Source organism: Streptomyces sp. NPDC056128, from assembly GCF_042263835.1.
Taxonomy (GTDB): Bacteria; Actinomycetota; Actinomycetes; order Streptomycetales; family Streptomycetaceae; genus Streptomyces.
Window position 1 is genome coordinate 265,748 of record NZ_JBHJVQ010000005.1, and the last position, 16,808, is coordinate 282,555.

The window sequence follows — 16,808 nt, forward strand, 5'->3', positions numbered from 1 at the left end:
GAAGGCCATTTGGCTACCAGAGGGAGATGGTGAAATGCCTTCCAAGGACAAGGTGCTCGAGGAAGTCACCCGCACCGAGAACATCGAGATCGACGCGGTACTCGACCCCGCCGAGCCTGACGGAGTCTTCCGTGACAGCCGCGAGTGCGCCGCGCTCGCCCTCCAGTCCGGAGGCGGCAACCTGCTGCTTTCGCCGCCGACCCCGCGCCCGAAGAAGGGTTGACGGACCGACGGGAGCAGTGAAATGGAGCAGTCGAGCACGTCGGCCCTCCTGCAGGGCGCGGTGCTGGATCTCGCTTCCGACGTGGTCTCCGCTCTTCGGAGCGGAGACCACGTGCGAGCGGGCAGCACCCTGACGACCGGCGGCGCCGGTGAGGGCGTCGCGCGTGCGGCGGTACGCGTTCTGGGCGCCGACACGCTGTTGCCCGCCGTCCTCCTGCGCGTTCCGCCCGACCCCGGGCAACTCGCGATGTTCAAGGACGCCGTCACGGCCCACCCGCCGCGCCCCGACGCGGCCCCCACCGTCGTATGGAGCCACTGGGCCATGGCCCGTGCCCTGCGCCGGCTCGACCAGCCGCCGGCCGGTCCGCCCGCCGGCGAGCCGGACGCCGAACCCGGCACCGGCTGGCTCGACGAGGCCGGCTGGCAGGTGCTGACCCATCAGCTCGCGGTCCTCGCGCCGCTCGCGCTGCCCGGCGAGGAGTGCGCGGTGACCAGCGCCGCCCGGCGCCGCCCGGTGGACGTGGCCCGCGGTTTCGTCCGGGCGGTGCGCCGCCGGGACTGGCAGCAGGCGGCGGGAGCCGGACGCTGGCTCACCCTCCTGGACGGGGTGCCGGAGAGCCTGGGCCTCGAAGCGGGACTCGACTTCGTACGCCTGATGGGCGGCTCGGACCCCAGGGTGGCGCTCCAACTGGAGGCGGCGCGGCTGATGCCCGCCGGAGTCCTCCTGTGAGCGTCCGGGGCGTCGAGGAGGCGGCCCTGGACTGGGTGTGGGACCACCGCGACCGCTTCGCGCTCGGCGAGGACGCGCTCACGGCGGAGGGCCAGGTCAACCGGACCTGGAAACCGCTGGGCGAGCTGACCCGGGTCTGCGCCTCCGTGTCCCTGTGCACCCCACCGCCGGACCCGCTGCACGGCCGGGTGTCCGACCTGCTGGACTTCGCCTGGCAGCAGACCCACCGGGGCGAGCTGTTCCCGCTGATGCAGTCGCTGGAGCCGTTCGCCACCTACCCGTTGGAGGTGTACGCCGCCTTCGCCTCGGCCGGATTCCGCCACCCGGGCTACGAGGCGTCCGCCGCGGTGGTGGCCCGTACCCGCGGCTGGCGGCTGACCGAGCAGTACCCCACCCGGCGGCTCGGCGTGCTGGAGGCCGAGCGGCACAGCGGCATCCACCCGCACGGGCGGCTCCCGCAGGCGCTGGGCCGCACCTGGCTGGGCGGCCTGCCCGAGCCGTGGACCTTCGAACGCGCGGCCGGATACGCGCTCACCCACGTCGTCTTCCACCTCACCGACTGGGGACGCGGCGCCCAGGGCGTGCCACCCGATCTCGCGGACTACCTGGCGCACTGGCTGCCGCCCTGGCTCGACACCTGCCTGGAGGCCCGGATGTGGGACCTGAGCTGCGAACTGCTGGCGGTCGCCGCCAGCCTGCCGCACCCGCCGGAGCCCGCCGTCCTGGAGGACGCCTGGCCGCGCGTCGCGGCCGCCCAGGACACGTCCGGCGCGATCCCCGAGGAGGGCGCCCTGCAGGACGCCGCCGGGGAGCACGCGGGAACCGACCCCTATGACTTCACGGACTGTTACCACTCCACCCTGATGGCCGTGTTCGCGGCCGCCCTCACCACCGCACGGCTGCGGGACACGGACCACGCCGGACAAGGAGTGCCGGGATGACGGACACCCGCCTGATCCACGGCGTCGGCGCCGGCGCGCTGGAGTGGCTCTGGGCCCACCGCGACGGCTTCCGCCTGGAGCAGGACGTGGACCCCGAGACCGGCTTCCTGGAGCGCTTCAAGCCGATCGGCGAACTCGCCCTGATCTGCAAGGTGCTCTTCCGCGAGGGCGTCGCCGGCTCCCGGCAGGCCCAGCTCGCGCGCCAACTGCTCGACCACACCTGGCGCGAGACCCTGGACGGCGGCCGGATGCTGGTGCGCGGCCAGCGCGTCGAGCCCTTCTCGCCCGTCCCCTTCGAGGTGTACCTGCCGTTCAAGGAGCTGGGCTACAGCCAGCCCGAGGTGGAGGAGGCCACGGTCCTCAACCACCGGCTGGACAGCTGGGCGCGGTTCCCGGTGACGCCGACCCGGCGCCTGGGCCTGTCCGGGTTCCAGCGCCGCTTCGGCCTGGCCGCCCGGCCGCCCGAGGCCGACCTGGTCGCCACCACCTGGCTGGCCGGGACCCCCGAGCCGTGGACGGTCGAGGGCCACACCGCGTACGACATCACGCACACCGTCTTCCACCTGACCGACTGGGGCGAGAACCCCGGCGGGCTGCCGCCCTCCGTCGCCGAGTACCTCGCCACCTGGCTGCCGGTGTGGATCGACGACTGGCTGGACCTCGAACGCTGGGACCTGCTCGGCGAACTCCTCGTGGTCGACGCCTGCCTGCCCCGGCCCACCCTCGACGAGGCGGCCTGGCGGGGCTTCGCCGCCGCGCAGCAGCCCGACGGCGCCATGCCCGCCGTACGCACCATGCCCGAGGGCGACCCCGACTCGCTGTTCGACCTGGTCTACCACCCGACCCTGGTCGCCGCCTTCGCCTCCCTGCTCGCCACCTCCCGCGCGCTCAGCGAGCTGGCGCACACGGCGTCGTGACGGGCCGTCCCACGCCCTGGCCGGGCGGCCCCGACGACGCGGGCGACTTCCCGACGGGCCCGCAGGCACCCCCCGCACCCGTCGACGACGCCGCCCTGCGTGAGCGGCTGGCCGAGGCCGTCGCCGCCTGCGACGCGCCCGACGTCGTCTTCGCGGTCTCCCGGCACGGCCGGCGCACCCTGCACAGCGGCGGCACCGCCCCGCCCCCCGACGTTCCCCGCGAGGACCTGCGCTACGAGATCGGGTCGGCCTCCAAGACGTTCACCGGACTGCTGCTGACCCGGCTCGTGCGGCGCGGCGCGCTCACCGGCGGCGAGGCGGCCGTCACCTGCCTGGACCCCGGCCGCCCGGCCGGCCCGCACCCCGTGACGCTGGCCCACCTGCTCACCCACACGGCGGGACTGCCCGCCCTCCCGGCCGGCTTCCTGCGCTCCGGACTGCCCGCCTGGCGCACCAACCCCTACGCGCGCTACCCGGCCGAGCGGCTGACGGACACATTCCTGCGGCACCGGCCCAGGCACCGCCCCGGAACCCGCTGGCACTACTCCAACTACGGCGTCTCCGTGCTCGGACACGCGGTCGCCGCGGTCCTGGGGACGCCCTGGGAAGACCTGCTCACCCGTCAGGTCCTGGACCCGCTGGGCCTCGGCGGCACCGCCCTGCGCGCCGAGGGCCCCGGCACCGACGCCGTGGGACACCGCAAGGACGGCCGCACCCCCGTCCCGCCGTTCGACGCGGGCGGCTTCCAGGCGGCCGGGGCCGTCCGGTCCACCCCGCACGACCTGCTCACCTTCCTCGAAGCCCATCTCGACCCGGCCGGCTCACCGGCCGCCGGCGCGCTGGGCGCCGTGCGCGTACCCGTGCTGCGGCGGGGCCTGGGGCACCGGCACGTGCACACGGTGGGGTGGTTCCGGCACCCCACCGACGGCGGGCCGATGTACTTCCACAGCGGGGCCACCCTGGGCCAGCAGGCGTTCCTGGGCTTCCGCCCCGACACGGGCACGGCCCTGGCCGCGGTGTGCGGCAGACGCTTCCGCGCCGCGGACCCCTTCATCGCGGGCGCCTACGCCTTCCTCGCGCAGACACAGCAGGCATAGCAGACACAGCAGACGCAGCGGTAGGCGCGGGGCCGCGTTCAGCGGCGGCCCCGCGCCCAGGGCCGCCTCGCGGCGGCCGTCCGTTCGTCAGACCCGCTGCCACAGGGCCGGGGTGCTCTCCGGCGAGCCCACGCCCTGCGCCTGGTGGCCCTGCAGGCACCGGTAGCGCGCGCCCGCGTAGGACACCGTGGCGCCCGCCTCGTAGACGCGGCCCGCGGTCCACGCGTCCGCCGCCGCGTTGTCCTGCGGCGGCGCGGGGGTCCCGGCCGCGGCCGAGGTGGTCTTCAGGGTGAGGCCGAAGTCGCTCAGCAGCGGGTTGATCGGCTGGTAGAAGGTGGTCCCGCCGTTCGTGCAGTCACCGGAGCCGCCGGACGTGGTGCCCTGGCCCTGGGTGCCCGAGACGAAGGGGCCGCCCGAGTCGCCGGGTTCGGCGCACACCGTCGTCTCGGTGAGCCCGTTCACGGTGCCCTCCGGGTACGTGACGCTCGTGTCGTGCTGCTGGACGGTGCCGCAGTGCCACCCCGTGGTGGAGCCCGAGCGGCACACCGAGGCGCCCACGAGCGCCTCCACCGAGCCGGCGATCTGCACCTTCTCGCCGTCCTGGCCCTTCACGTCCGGGGTCGCCGTCCAGTCCGAGTTGACGCCGACCCAGGCCATGTCCTTGCCGGGGAAGGTCGAGGCCTGGAAGGTGCCCTGGGCGGCCTCGTTGAACCCGGTGGTGGTGGCGCCCGGGTCGCCGCAGTGCCCGGCCGTCGCGAAGCCCTGCTGGTCGTCCTTGGTGACGCCGAACCCGATGGAGCAGCGGGCCTGGTCGTTGATGTAGTAGGCGTCGCCGCCGACCAGGTCCGTCAGCAGCCGCGGCTGGTTCGGGGAGATCCGGACGCCCACGTCCTGGCCCGCCAGACCGGCGTTCTCGACGAAGGTGTCCGCCGCGGACCGGCTGGTGGCCTGGACCACGACCCGGTTGGTCCTCACGTCGACGTACCAGACCGGCGTCTGCCGGGTCCGCACCCGGACGGCGGAGGCGTCCAGCTTCTCCTTGACCGAGCGGAGTTCGGCCAGGCCCCGCTCGACGACCGCCGCCTTGGCGCCGCCCGCCTCGATGGCGGAGGTGTCCGCCGCGTCCGTGGTGGCGACGGTCAGCTCGGCGGAGGTCGCGCCGCTCACCCAGGCCCCCGCGAAGCGGTCGCCCAGCGTGTTGCGCAGCATGCCCGCCCGCGTACCCGCCTCCTGCTCGTTGGCCAGCCGTGCCGCCGCCTGTCCGGGCGACAGCCTGAGGTCGCGTTCCATCGCGCGGAGCATCCGCGCCGACGGTGCCGCCGGGGCGGGCGTCCGGACGGCGGCGGGCTGCGCATCGGGAGCGGGCGGCGGCGCGGCCGACGCGGCCGAGGGGAGTGCGGTCAGGACCAGGGCGCCGAGCGCGGTCAGGGCTGCGCGGCGGCTGCGCGCGGCGTGTCTGCCGACCATGCGATGTGCCTCCTTCGAGGGCTGTGCGAGACAGCGGTGTTCGGTGCGCGACCGTGGGTCACGGTGCGACTGCGACGAAGTCACAGGTCTTGCCGGAAAGACCGGCGGCGATACCGGCCCCGGCCGTCTTTCGCGCTATGGGGGACGCGGTGGGTGCCAAGTGCAGTACGCGCGGCACCCGCCCGTCCGCCGGTCCCGGGGCTCAGGCGGGTTTCAGACCCGGTGCGCCCGCCTCCGTGACGAAGGACGCGGCCGTGGTGATCGCGGCGCCGGGTGTGGTGACGGCGGACACGGTCCGGAAGTCCAGGTGGGCGGCCTGACGGTCCAGTTCCACCCGGACGTAGCCGCGCTTGCCGTTGTAGAACTTCATGTGCGGGTTGGCCCGCAGGTACAGGTCCCAGTTGGCGGGCTGCTCCACGCCGTCCCGGCCGCTGGCCACCGAGGTGCAGGTGATCTCGGTGCCGACGGTGGCGGACGCCGGGTCGTCGAAGTCCTCCTTGACGTCCAGGGCGTAGCCCACGTGCACGTCGCCGGTGAGGATCAGCCAGTTGTCGACCCCGGCGGCCTTCGCCCCGGCGACGACCCGGTCGCGCGAGGCGCGGTAGCCGTCCCAGGCGTCCATCGAGAGCGCGGCGTCGGCGGTGTCGTCGAACTTGCGCTGGGAGAAGCAGACCTGCTGGGGCATCACGTTCCACAGCGCGGTCGAGCCCTGCCAGCCGTCCAGCAGCCACTGCTCCTGCGCGGCGCCCGTCATGGTGCGCGCCGGGTCGTCGGACTCGGGCCCGGGGGCGTGCGGCCGGTCGTCGTAGGCCTGGTCGGAGCGGTACTGGCGGGTGTCGAGGAAGTCGAACTGGGCGAGCGTGCCCCAGTGCAGCCGGCGGTACAGCCGGGCGTCGGGCCCCTGCGGCAGCTGCTCGGCGCGCAGCGGCTGGTTCTCCCAGTACGCGCGGTAGGCGGCGGCCCGCCGCAGCAGGAACTCCTCCGGCGGGATGTCGTTCTCGGGAACGCTTCCGGCGTAGTTGTTCTCGGTCTCGTGGTCGTCCCAGGTCACGACGAACGGGTGCGCGGCGTGCGCGGCCTGGAGGTCTTCGTCGCTCTTGTAGAGCGCGTACCGCATCCGGTAGTCCGCGAGGGTCATCGTCTCGCGGTTGAACACGTCGGGCAGCGTGACGTCGGTGTAGTTGCGCTCCCCGCCCGCCGAGTTCACCGCGTACTCGTACAGGTAGTCGCCGAGGTGGAAGACCACGTCGACGTCGTCCTGGGCGACGTGCCGGTGCACCGTGTAGTAGCCGTCCTGGTACGCCTGACAGGCGACGGTCGCGATCCTCAGACCCGACGTGGCGCTGCTCGCCGGCGGCGCCGTGCGGGTGCGGCCGGCCGGGCTGAGCCAGGCGCCGGCGCGGAAGCGGTAGTAGTAGACGGTGCCGGGGGTCAGGCCCTTGACGTCGACGTGCACGCTGTGGGCGTACTCGGCGTGCGCCTCGGCGGTGCCCCGCAGCAGGACCGCCGCGAAGTACTCGTCGAAGGCCACCTCCCACTCGACCGTGACCCGTTCCGTGCCCATCCCGCCGTCCTCCAGGAACGGCTCGGGCGCCAGCCGGGTCCACAGCAGCACCGAGTCCGGCGTCGGGTCGCCGGAGGCGACACCGAGGGTGAAGGGGTCCTTGGTGATCCGGGCGGCCTCGCGCTCGGGGGCGGCGACCGCGCCGCGGGCCGGCCGGTTGGTGGCGAACGCGAGTGCCGCGGCGGCCGCGGTCACGGTGAGGAAGCGCCTGCGGCCGAGGTGCCGGGCGGCGGCACGCAGCACCGCGTCGTGCGGGGAGAACGCGTGCTCGGCCAGTGCGCTGTGACGGCCCGTGGGCGCCATCTGGTGTCCTCTCGTACGGGGCGTGACGGACCCCGCATGCTAAGCAGACAAAACACCTGAAACTGGCAGGGCTTGCGGAGTGATCACACAGGAGGAGGTACGCGCGGACGCCGGAGCCGGACCCACGGTGTCCGGCTCCGGCGGCGACGCGGCGGGCCTGGGCCTGTCTGACCATTCCCGTCTGCCTCGCGACGCCATGCACGCACTCTCGCCGCACCGGGCACAGAGCCAAGTACGTCCAGTACGAGGCTCTGCGCCCGGCACGGCGAGAGCACGCACCTGACGCCGCGAGGCCGCCCTCCGGGCGACGACGGGAATGGTCAGACAGGCCCTAGAACGGCAGCGGTGAGCGGCTCACCCTGATCTTCGACTGGCCGTGCGGCCGCTTCTCCCAGTCCTCCATGAACCGTGCGTGCAGGTTGTGCTGGGCGGCCAGCGTGAGCAGGGTGTCCGTGCGGTAGTAGAAGTCCTCGCGCAGCACCTGGTGCTCGGTGCCCTCCGTGCGGTCGAAGGTGAAGTCGAAGAACCCGGTGTCGGTCAGGACGCGGCCCACGTTGCGCAGGCACTCGTCGATGACGCCCGGCGGGGAGTGCGAGAAGACGCTGTGCGCGTGGACGACGTCGAAGTGGCCGTCGGGCAGGAACTCCAGCCGGAGGTCCCCGGTGAGGGTCAGGTGCGGCAGCTTGGCCTGGAGCCCGCGCTCGGTCAGCGTCTTCTTGGCGGCGATCAGGATGTCCGGCGAGATGTCGATGCCGTAGTAGTGGCCGGCGTCGAGGTGGTCGATGAAGCGCCAGCCGCCGCGCAGGTTGCCGCAGCCGATGTCGAGCATGCGGTGCTCCGGGCGGAGTCCGTGCTCGACGAGGTAGTCGAACTGCATCTGCCCGAGCGCCAGCCAGCGGTCGTGGGTCCGGCTGCCGACCGCGGCCTCGGGGTCGCGGCGGGTGTCGGAGGCCATCACGGCCCGGTAGTAGCCGACGTGGTCGGGGTGCCGGAGCCGCAGCCACGCGTCCCGCCCGGCCCGGCGGACGTAGGGGCCGACCCGCTCGGGGTGGCGCAGCGCGTACCCGACTTTGTGCGTGAGCGCCGCGCGGTTGCTGCGCAGTTTCTTCGGGGACCTGGCGTCCTTGGGCATGGCGGATACGACCTCCGTACGAGGGACTCGGACAGTGCGAGGTGCCGGGAAGGGTGCCAGAGCCGGCGGCGCAATGACAGGACCGCCGTGACGCGGGTCGAGGTTGGACTGTCAGTCCAGAGGTTGGACGTGTAGTCTGAACTCGTTGGAGTCCGAGCAAGGAGCCCCTGATGAGCGAAACGGCGCTGGACGCCGAGCGCGACGCGGTCCTCGCCACCCTGCGCCCGGTCGTCGCCGGGATCGCCGCCACGTTCGGGCCGGTCTGCGAGGCGGTCCTGCACGACTACCGGGACCCCGAGCGGTCGGTGGTCGCGGTCGCCGGCTCGGTGACCGGACGGACGGTCGGCGGCGCGATGAGCGAGATCGGCATGCGCGTCCTGGCCCGCGGCGACGAGGCCCGGGACGAGCTGAACTACGTCACGCGCACCGACGGCGGCACCCTGCTGAAGTCCTCCACGATGGTGCTGCGCGACTCCACGGGCGCCGTGTTCGGCGCCCTGTGCGTCAACCTGGACGTCACCGCCGTCGACCGGGCACACGCCCTGCTCGGTGCCCTGGCCGGGACCGCCGGCATCCCCGCCGATCCGCCGGCCACCACCTTCGGCGACGACATCGACGCGGTGGTCGAGGCCATTGTGGACGCCCACCCGCTGCGCCGGGGCACCAGCTGGGCGGCGCTGGACCGCGCCCAGCGCCTCGAGCTCTTCCGCGACCTGGACGGGCGCGGCGTGTTCGCCGTACGCCGCTCGGTCGAGCACGTCGCCGCCCGGCTCGGCATCTCCCGGGCCTCCGCCTACCACTACCTCTCCCAGGCCCGCGCCGTCACCGGCCCGGCCGCCGACCCCGCCGGAGGACACCCGTGACGACCACCACCCCGCCGGTCACCCTCGACGACGTACGGGCCGCCGCCGCCCGCATCGAGGGCGTCGCGCACCGCACCCCGGTGCTGCGCTCCCGCACCCTGGACGCCCTCGTCGGCGCCGAGGTCTTCCTCAAGTGCGAGAACCATCAGCGGGTCGGCGCCTTCAAGTTCCGCGGCGCCTATCACGCGGCCTCCCGCCTCACGCCGGAGCAGCTGTCCCGGGGCATCGCCGCCTACTCCTCCGGGAACCACGCCCAGGCCGTCGCCCTCGCCGCCCGCGAGCTGGGCACCACCGCGGTGATCGTCATGCCCGAGGACGCGCCGCCCTCCAAGCGCGCGGCCACCGCGGGCTACGGCGCGGAGATCGTCACCTACGACCGCTACACCGGAGACCGCGTGGCCATCGCCGAGGCCCTGGCCGCCGACCGGGGCCTCACCCTGATCCCGCCCTACGAACACCCGGACGTCATCGCCGGACAGGGCACCGCCGCCCTCGAACTCGTCGAGGAGACCGGCGACCTGGACGCCCTGATCGCACCCGTCGGCGGCGGCGGACTCATCGCCGGGAGCGCCACCGCCGTCAAGGGCCTGCACCCCGCCACCCGGGTGATCGGCGTCGAGCCGGAGGCCGGCGACGACACCCGGCGCTCCCTGGCGGCCGGCCGACGGGTCACCGTGCCGGTCCCGCGCACCATCGCCGACGGCCAGGCCCTGCCCACCCCGGGCGAACTGACGTTCTCCGTCAACCGTCGGCTGCTCGACGGGGTCGTGCTGGTCTCCGACGACGAGATCCGGGACGCGATGCGGTTCGCCTTCGAGCGGCTGAAGACCGTCCTCGAACCGAGCGGCGCCACCCCGCTGGCCGCCCTCCTGAGCGGCCGGGTCGACGGCCTGCCCCGCCGGGTCGGCGTGATCCTCTCCGGCGGCAACGTGGACGCAGCCCGCTTCGCCGAACTCTGCGGCGCACCCCGCTGACCACACCCGTCCCCCGGATGGCGCCGTCGACTTGACAGGCGGACGATGGAGTGGTGGGCCCAGGGAAGGCCAGGAAAAGGAGGAGCGTCATGTTGCAGGCAAAGACGCTCGACAAGCCCGACGAGCGCCGCGATTTCCCGCGCGGCCACATCGAGGCCGTGCACATGGAGGGACTCGACTTCGCCGTCGCCACCTTCGAGCCGGGGTGGCGCTGGTCGGAGTCGGTGGCGCCGATCGCGGGCACCGACAGCTGCATGATCCATCACAACTGCTACGTGGTGGAGGGACGCATGCACATCCACATGGACGACGGCACCGACAGCGAGGTGGGCCCGGGCGACGTGTTCGTCTGCTCACCGGGCCACGACGCCTGGGTCGTCGGCGACGGACAGTGCGTCGTGTACGACTTCGCCGGCGCCATGGCGAAGGAGTACGCCAAGGCGGACTAGGACTCGTCCGGACAACGATCACCGTTCGCCTTCGAGAACACCCGCCGGGGTCGAGGCCCGTCTAGACTTCCGGGACCGACTGACGGAAGGCCGGCGCTGTGCGGAGACTGCACTACGGCATGAACCTGTCCCTGGACGGCTATGTCGCCGCGCCCGGCGACGACATCAGCTGGAGCGAGCCGAGCGACGAGCTGTTCCAGTGGTGGCTCGACGAGGAGCGGGCGATCAGCCTGTTGCTGTACGGGCGCAAGCTGTGGGAGACCATGAGCGCCTACTGGCCGACCGGCGACCAGCAGCCGGGCGCCACCCCGGCGCAGATCGAGTTCGCGCGGAACTGGCGGGACACACCGAAGGTGGTGTTCTCGTCGACGGTCGGCAAGGTCGACTGGAACACTCGCGTGGTCACCGGCGACGCGGTCGCGGAGATCGCCCGGCTCAAGGCCGAGGACGGTGGGCCGATGAGGGTCGGTGGCGCCACGCTCGCCGGGGCGGCGATGCGGGCCGGGCTGATCGACGAGTACACGATCGTCACCCATCCGGTCCTGGTGGGCAGCGGCACACCGTTCTTCACCGCGCTGGACAGCTGGGCGGACCTGAACCTGGTGGAGACCCGGACGTTTCCCGGCGGCGTGGTCCTGACCAGGTATGAGCTGCCGTTCGCGGCCGGTGGCACGGCGAGCATCAACTGACATCACACTCCGCCCGGGCCACCCGCGGCCGCGTGAAGACCATCCTGGTGGCGCTCCTGGCGGGAGCGCTGCTTCCCGCAGGTCAGGACCGGCCGGACCAGGGCCGGGCCGACGGCGTGCGGCTGCTGCGAGTCGAGGTGCGGGAGGTCCTTCCGCACGATCCGGGCGCATTCACCCAAGGTCTCGAGTTCCGGGGCGGCACCCTCTACGAGAGCACTGGCCTGGTCGGCAAGTCCTCGGTGCGTGCCGGACCGCCGGGCGGACCGCCCGTCGTCCGCGCCGAACTGGCGCCGCCCCTCTTCGGCGAGGGCATCACCCTGGCGGGCGCCAGGCTCTGGCAGCTGACCTGGCGCGCCGGTATCGCCGTTGAACGCGACCCGGCCACCCTGGTGGAGCTCCGCCGTGTCACCTACCGGGGCGAGGGGTGGGGGCTGTGCCACCTGGACGGCGGCGGCCAAGGACAGCTGGTGATGAGCGACGGCACCGACCGGCTCACCTTCCGCGACCCCGGCACGTTCGAGGCGACGGGCAGCATCCCCGTGCGCCGGGGCGGCCGGCCGGTGACGGGGCTCAACGAATTGGAGTGCGGCCCCGACGGCTCCGTCTACGCCAACGTCCACCCGACGGACACGATCGTGCGGATCGACCCGCGCACCGGTGCCGTCACCGCCCGGATCGACGCGGGCGGCCTGCTGACGCCGGCCGAACGGCGCACTGCCCAGGTACTCAACGGCATCGCCGCCGTACCCGGCACCGACCAGTTCCTGATCACCGGCAAGCTCTGGCCGCGGATGTTCAAGGTCCGCTTCGTCCCGGCGTGATCGCCCGACAGCTCCTGGGCCTCACACCGGCAGCAACCGGGTCACCAGCGCGCCGAGTTGACGGACGTTGCGGCACTCGTGCATCTCGATCAGCTCGGCGTACGCCGGGGCCGCCGAGTCGCCGGTGCCCCAGCGGGAGCGCTGTTCGGGGTTGAGCCAGTAGCTGCGCCGCGAGCCCTCGGTGATCCGCCGCAGGGCGGGCAGGTTCGGGTCGCTCATGTTCGTGCGGGCGTCGCCGAGGACGAAGACGGTCGTGCGCGGGCCGACCGCGTCCGCGTACCGCTCCGCGAACTCGCCCAGCGCCACGCCGTAGTCGCTGCTGCCGTGCCAGCCGGTGAGCCGCGCCTCCGCACCGATCCGGGCGCCCAGCCCCTCCGGGTCGGCGGTGCCGTGCGCGAGCAGCCCGGTCACCTCGTCGATCCGGTTGACGAAGGCGAACACCCGCACCTTGGCGAACTGGTCGTGCAGCGCCTGCACCAGCAGCATGGTGAAGTCCGAGAACCCCGCCACCGACCCCGACACGTCGCAGAGCAGGACCAGTTCGGGCCGCACCGGACGGCGTCGGCGCAGCACCGGCTTCATCGGCACGCCGCCCGTGGACAGCGACCCGCGCAGCGTGCGCCGCAGGTCGATGCTGCCGCGGGAGGCGCGGCGCCGACGGGCCGTCAGCCGGGTGGCGAGCTTGCGGGCCAGCGGCCGCACCGTCCGCCGCAGGTCGGCCAGTTGGGCCTGCCCGGCGAGCAGGAAGTCGACGCGGTCCGGCGTGGGGGCCACCGCCCGCCGGGCGATCTCGTCGCGTCCGCGCCGCTCCGCGACCCGGCGCCGCGCCTCCGCGGCCACCAGCCGCCGGAAGGCCTCGATACGGCGCCGGATCTCGTCCTCAAGCAGCCGGTCGGTGAACCCCGAGGCACCGCCCCGCGCCCGCACCTCGTCCCTCACTCGAGCGAGCAGCGTCTGCGGGCGGAGCCGGTCGAGCGTCTGGTGCGAGGACCAGCCGTCCGAACCGGGGGAGGAGCCCGGGGTGCCCGGGCCGCCGCCCGCACCGGAGGAACCGTAGGCGCCGAAGCCGTCCACCGCCTCCCCGGCCAACCGGGCCAGCAGCGCCCGGTCGTCGTCGGCGAGCGCGGCGGCGAGCCGGTCGCGCAGTGCGTCCCGGTCGGCGGGGCCGGTCCCCGGACCGCCGACGCCGCGCGGGAAGTACACGTCGAAGACCGGGTCGAACACCCGCCGCTGGTCCGCGGTGTGCAGCAGCGTCGCCGCCAGACCCTCGCGCAGCAGCTCCCGGTCCGCCAGGCCGAGTGACTCCACCGCCCGCGCCGCGTCCACGCTCTCCCCGGTGCCCACCCGCACACCGTGCGCCCGCAACGCCGCCACCAGCGACGTCAGCCGCTCGGCCACGCCCGTGGTCACAGCGCGTCCAGGTCGAGCTTGGCGGCTGCCCGCAGGACGTCGTCCTGGTGCTTGAGGACGACGCCGAGGGTGTCCCGTACGACGGTCTCGTCCAGGGTGTCCGCGCCGAGCGCGAGCAGGGTGCGGGCCCAGTCGATGGTCTCGGCGACCGACGGCACCTTGCGCAGGTCCATGGCGCGCAGCGCACCCACGACCCGCACCAGTGAGCCGGCCAGTGCCTCGTCCAGCCCCGGCACCTTCAGCCGCACGATCCGCCGCTCCAGCTCCTCCTCCGGGAAGCCGATGTGCAGGAACAGGCAGCGCCGGCGCAGCGCCTCGGACAGCTCGCGGCTCGCGTTCGAGGTGAGGACGACGAAGGGGCGGCGGGTCGCGGTGATGGTGCCCAGCTCCGGCACGGTCACCTGGAAGTCGCTCAGCACCTCCAGGAGCAGGCCCTCGACCTCGACGTCCGCCTTGTCGGTCTCGTCGATCAGCAGCACCTTGGCGTCGTCCCCGCGGATCGCGGTCAGCAGCGGCCGGGTGAGCAGGAACTCCTCGCCGAAGATGTCGGTCCGCGCCTCGTCCCAACTCTCGTCGCGCCCCGCGCTGATGCGCAGCAACTGCTTGGCGTGGTTCCACTCGTACAGGGCCCGGGACTCGTCGACACCCTCGTAGCACTGGAGCCGTACCAGCCGGGCGTCGGTCACCTGGGCCACAGCCTTGGCCAGTTCGGTCTTGCCGACCCCCGCGGGGCCCTCCACCAGCAGCGGCTTGCCGAGCCGGGCGGCGAGGAAGACGGTCGTGGCGACCGCGGGCGACGCCAGATAGCCGGTCTCGGCAAGGCGTGCGGAGACGTCGTCGACGGAAGTGAACACCGGGGGCCTCCAGCTCGGGTGCGGTGCGTACAAGCCCCTATCTAAGCGCTTGTTCACCGCCGCTGTCACGGGAAGGCCGAAGGGAGGGGCGACCGCAGGTCGTCCCTCCCGTCCCGCTTCGGCTCACGCGGCGAGCGTCACCGCCCCCACCGCCGGAGTACGCAGCACCCGCCGGGCCGTCCCCACGCTCGTCCCCAGCGTCACCGCCGCGGACACCGACACCATCGCCAGCCAGACGCCGACGAACTGGTCCGGCAGCACCGCGTCGGTGCGGACCACCGTGAACGGCACCACGCCGGCCAGCGCGGCCACCGTGCCGAAGAACACCCCGGTGAGCGTCAGGATCACGCCCTCGGTGGCCACCACGCGCAGCACCTGCCCGGGAGTCGCGCCCGCCAGCCGCTGCTGCCCGAACTCACGGGAGCGGTACGTCGTCGCCGCGTACAGCGAGTTCACCAGCATCACGCAGACGAACACCGCGATGATGCCGACCACCGTCAGGTTCAGCGTCTCCAGGTTCTTCGCGTCGACCGACTTGACCAGCCCCGAGGCCGCCACCGCGTCGCTCTCCACCGCCTGCATGGTGAGCGTCGCCGTCGACACCGCCGTGAACAGGATCAGCGACACCAGGATCCCGGCGAGGTGCTCGGACCGCTCGCGCAGGTTGCGCACGGCCAGCCAGCCGCTCGGGCCGCTCAGCGGCAGCCGGTTCAGCACGCCCCGCAGCAGCCCGGGCGACAGCAGCGCCAGACCGACCGACAGCAGGATCGCCCCGTAGGCGGGCGGCGCCATCAGCGCCTCGTCCGTCTTGGAGAACAGGAAGGTGGAGCCGGCGCCCGCGGCACCGGTGACCAGCGCGGCGTACGCCAGGAACCGCTTGGCCCCGGCCCGCTCCCTGCTGCCCCGCGTCACCCGCCGCACCGCCAGGAAGGCGGCGCCCGCGGCGGCGAGGAGCGTGATGTCCACGCCGCTCACCAGCGCGATCGGACCGAAGGAGTAGTCGACGGAGTGCGCGACCTGCCCGCTGTCCTGGAACATCTCCAGCAGCGCCCGCCCGCCGAGCATCGCCGGGCCGACCGCCAGCGCGGCGCCCACCAGCGCCACGGCCACCGCCTCACCCACGACCATCCGCTTGATCTGCGCCGGGGTGGCTCCCGAGCAGCGCAGCAGCTCCAGTTCGGCGGTGCGCTGGCGCACGTTGACGGTCAGCGTGGACGCCACCGCGAAGAACACCAGCAGGGTTCCGTAGCCGCCGACGACGCCCGCCGCCGTGCCCAGCGTCTCCGAGCTGACCGCGTCGACGCCGTCCTGCCCGGCCGTGTCGTGCATCGAGTTGAACGTCATGATGATCGCCGCGCCCAGGAAGGCGGACAGCAGCGTCGCGAGGAACCGTCCGGGGCGCTGCCGGATCGACCGAAGGGCCAGTGCCAGCATCGCTCACACCCCCGCCGTCACGTTGTCGCCCAGGTGCGCCAGCCGCTCCGCGACCGCGTCCGGGGTCGGCGCGTCCATCCGCCCCGCCAGCCGTCCGTCGGCGAGGAACACCACCGAGTCCGCGTACGAGGCGGCGACCGGGTCGTGCGTCACCATCACCACGGTCCGCGCGTGCACCCGTACCGCCTCCTGGAGCAGCAGCATCACCTGCCGGGCGCTGCGGGTGTCCAGCGCGCCCGTCGGCTCGTCGGCGAAGATCACCCGGGGCTCGGTGACCAGGGCGCGGGCGATCGCCACCCGCTGCCGCTGACCGCCCGAGAGCTGGGCGGGGCGGTGCCCCAGCCGGTCCCCGAGGCCGACGGTGGTCAGGATCTCGCGGGCCCGCCCGCGGTCGACGCGGCGTCCGGCGAGCTTGAGCGGGAGCACCGTGTTCTGCGCGACCGTCAGCGTGTCCAGCAGGTTGTACTGCTGGAACACGAACCCGACCCGGCCGCGCCGGAACTTGGTCAGCTCCGCCTCGGTGCCCCCGGTCAGCTCCGCGCCGTCCACCCACACGATGCCGCTGTCCGGCCGGTCGAGCCCCGCCGCGCACTGCAGCAGCGTGGACTTGCCCGAGCCCGACGGCCCCATCACCGCCGTGAACGTGCCGCGGCCCAGGCTCAGGGTGACCCCGTCCAGGGCGGTCACGGCGTTCTCCGCGGGGCCGTAGGTCCGGGTCACCTTGACGAGCCGGAGGGCCTCGGGGGCGGGGCCCTGGTCGTGGCCGCCGCGTGTGCGGGAACGGAACATCGTCATCACCTTCCGAGCGGCACGCCCTGTGCGGTGCCTCGTCGAAGACGCTACGGAGCGGCGGGCCCGGCCACACTGGGCGCAGAACCCGTATCGGGGGGTGTACTCAGCGACACCCCGGCGACCTCTGCGTCCGCCCGCCGGCGCCCCCG

At 73.5% G+C, this 16,808-nt stretch carries 17 protein-coding genes; 10 read left to right on the forward strand and 7 right to left on the reverse strand.

Annotation, left to right across the window (positions count from 1 at the left end; all coding sequences use genetic code 11):
• Positions 1 to 34 precede the first annotated feature (34 nt).
• Genes ACFC1X_RS14260 through ACFC1X_RS14280 form a run of 5 tightly spaced genes read left to right on the forward strand, consistent with a single transcriptional unit; the run spans position 35 to position 3,907 of the window.
• Positions 35 to 223, forward strand: a complete 189-nt coding sequence (locus ACFC1X_RS14260; RefSeq protein WP_376352788.1) for a hypothetical protein — start codon at positions 35 to 37, stop codon at positions 221 to 223.
• Positions 224 to 244: 21 nt separating this feature from the next.
• Positions 245 to 952 carry a hypothetical protein gene (locus tag ACFC1X_RS14265; protein ID WP_376352790.1) on the forward strand — a complete coding sequence of 236 codons (708 nt, stop codon included), beginning with the start codon at positions 245 to 247 and terminating at the stop codon, positions 950 to 952.
• On the forward strand, positions 949 to 1,893 hold the full coding sequence (locus tag ACFC1X_RS14270; protein WP_376352793.1) for a DUF6895 family protein: 945 nt from the start codon (positions 949 to 951) through the stop codon (positions 1,891 to 1,893). Before ACFC1X_RS14265 ends, ACFC1X_RS14270 begins: the two co-directional genes overlap by 4 nt.
• On the forward strand, positions 1,890 to 2,810 hold the full coding sequence (locus ACFC1X_RS14275) for a DUF6895 family protein (RefSeq protein WP_376352795.1): 921 nt from the start codon (positions 1,890 to 1,892) through the stop codon (positions 2,808 to 2,810). Before ACFC1X_RS14270 ends, ACFC1X_RS14275 begins: the two co-directional genes overlap by 4 nt.
• Positions 2,807 to 3,907 (forward strand): serine hydrolase domain-containing protein, encoded by a 1,101-nt coding sequence (locus tag ACFC1X_RS14280; protein ID WP_376352798.1) that lies wholly within the window; start codon positions 2,807 to 2,809, stop codon positions 3,905 to 3,907. Before ACFC1X_RS14275 ends, ACFC1X_RS14280 begins: the two co-directional genes overlap by 4 nt.
• An 87-nt stretch (positions 3,908 to 3,994) precedes the next feature.
• Here the strand turns inward: ACFC1X_RS14280 and ACFC1X_RS14285 are convergent, their stop codons facing one another.
• The 3 genes from ACFC1X_RS14285 to ACFC1X_RS14295 all read right to left on the reverse strand — a co-directional run bounded on the left by ACFC1X_RS14285 (position 3,995) and on the right by ACFC1X_RS14295 (position 8,373).
• Entirely contained in the window at positions 3,995 to 5,374 is a 1,380-nt protein-coding gene (locus ACFC1X_RS14285) for an alpha-lytic protease prodomain-containing protein (protein WP_376352801.1), read from the reverse strand.
• Positions 5,375 to 5,576: 202 nt separating this feature from the next.
• Positions 5,577 to 7,241 carry an alkaline phosphatase D family protein gene (locus ACFC1X_RS14290; protein WP_376352803.1) on the reverse strand — a complete coding sequence of 555 codons (1,665 nt, stop codon included), beginning with the start codon at positions 7,239 to 7,241 and terminating at the stop codon, positions 5,577 to 5,579.
• Between the two features lie 331 nt (positions 7,242 to 7,572).
• Complete coding sequence (locus tag ACFC1X_RS14295; protein WP_376352806.1) at positions 7,573 to 8,373, reverse strand: class I SAM-dependent methyltransferase; 801 nt, start codon at positions 8,371 to 8,373, stop codon at positions 7,573 to 7,575.
• A gap of 170 nt (positions 8,374 to 8,543) precedes the next feature.
• On the opposite strand from ACFC1X_RS14295, the gene ACFC1X_RS14300 reads away from it, so the two are divergent.
• The 5 genes from ACFC1X_RS14300 (at position 8,544) to ACFC1X_RS14320 (ending at position 12,169) form a co-directional block, all read left to right on the forward strand.
• The gene (locus ACFC1X_RS14300; RefSeq protein ID WP_376352809.1) at positions 8,544 to 9,236 is read left to right on the forward strand and encodes a transcriptional regulator; all 693 of its coding nucleotides are present in this window, start codon (positions 8,544 to 8,546) and stop codon (positions 9,234 to 9,236) included.
• Positions 9,233 to 10,210, forward strand: a complete 978-nt coding sequence (locus ACFC1X_RS14305; RefSeq protein ID WP_376352811.1) for a pyridoxal-phosphate dependent enzyme — start codon at positions 9,233 to 9,235, stop codon at positions 10,208 to 10,210. Before ACFC1X_RS14300 ends, ACFC1X_RS14305 begins: the two co-directional genes overlap by 4 nt.
• Positions 10,211 to 10,299: 89 nt before the next feature.
• On the forward strand, positions 10,300 to 10,659 hold the full coding sequence (locus ACFC1X_RS14310) for a cupin domain-containing protein (RefSeq protein ID WP_376352814.1): 360 nt from the start codon (positions 10,300 to 10,302) through the stop codon (positions 10,657 to 10,659).
• A gap of 98 nt (positions 10,660 to 10,757) precedes the next feature.
• Entirely contained in the window at positions 10,758 to 11,348 is a 591-nt protein-coding gene (locus ACFC1X_RS14315; protein ID WP_376352817.1) for a dihydrofolate reductase family protein, read from the forward strand.
• Positions 11,349 to 11,380: 32 nt separating this feature from the next.
• Entirely contained in the window at positions 11,381 to 12,169 is a 789-nt protein-coding gene (locus ACFC1X_RS14320) for a glutaminyl-peptide cyclotransferase (protein WP_376352820.1), read from the forward strand.
• Between the two features lie 21 nt (positions 12,170 to 12,190).
• Here ACFC1X_RS14320 and ACFC1X_RS14325 read toward each other — a convergent pair whose 3' ends face one another.
• The 4 genes from ACFC1X_RS14325 to ACFC1X_RS14340 all read right to left on the reverse strand — a co-directional run bounded on the left by ACFC1X_RS14325 (position 12,191) and on the right by ACFC1X_RS14340 (position 16,662).
• Positions 12,191 to 13,579, reverse strand: a complete 1,389-nt coding sequence (locus tag ACFC1X_RS14325; RefSeq protein WP_376352822.1) for a VWA domain-containing protein — start codon at positions 13,577 to 13,579, stop codon at positions 12,191 to 12,193.
• The gene (locus tag ACFC1X_RS14330) at positions 13,576 to 14,433 is read right to left on the reverse strand and encodes an AAA family ATPase (RefSeq protein WP_376352825.1); all 858 of its coding nucleotides are present in this window, start codon (positions 14,431 to 14,433) and stop codon (positions 13,576 to 13,578) included. Before ACFC1X_RS14330 ends, ACFC1X_RS14325 begins: the two co-directional genes overlap by 4 nt.
• 123 nt (positions 14,434 to 14,556) lie before the next feature.
• Entirely contained in the window at positions 14,557 to 15,867 is a 1,311-nt protein-coding gene (locus ACFC1X_RS14335; RefSeq protein WP_376352828.1) for an FtsX-like permease family protein, read from the reverse strand.
• Positions 15,868 to 15,870: 3 nt separating this feature from the next.
• The gene (locus ACFC1X_RS14340) at positions 15,871 to 16,662 is read right to left on the reverse strand and encodes an ABC transporter ATP-binding protein (RefSeq protein WP_376352831.1); all 792 of its coding nucleotides are present in this window, start codon (positions 16,660 to 16,662) and stop codon (positions 15,871 to 15,873) included.
• Between the last annotated feature and the right edge of the window lie 146 nt (positions 16,663 to 16,808).